This is a genomic window from Halomonas sp. SIMBA_159 (genome assembly GCF_046536035.1).
GTDB lineage: Bacteria > Pseudomonadota > Gammaproteobacteria > Pseudomonadales > Halomonadaceae > Vreelandella > Vreelandella venusta_A.
Genome location: NZ_JAWJBT010001189.1, coordinates 1 through 249, shown reverse-complemented (window position 1 = coordinate 249; position 249 = coordinate 1). Strand labels below are relative to the sequence as shown.

The window sequence follows — 249 nt, the reverse complement described above, 5'->3', positions numbered from 1 at the left end:
ATAACTCACCAGTGGTCTAGTACCATGAATTTGATGAAGGCCATAAAAAAAGTTCGGCTCTATTATCACTCCCCAAACTTCATCATCAGAAATACTAGAAAGCTCGTACTTTGTTAAATCTTTCTTATCGATTTTTGTAACAAATGCTACGTTAGTTGAAGCAGTTTTTTCCAGCGGAGGAGTTGCGATAGAGCTTACTTGGCTATGTTCAATCGACTTTGCTTTTAATTCAATAGGTAAATTAGAAAG

General features: G+C 35.7%; 1 protein-coding gene. It reads right to left on the bottom strand.

Features of this window, described 5'->3' with window-relative positions; all coding sequences use genetic code 11:
- Positions 1–249: hypothetical protein (locus tag R0J87_RS23020; RefSeq protein ID WP_498889264.1), on the bottom strand; the 249-nt coding region annotated here is incomplete at both ends.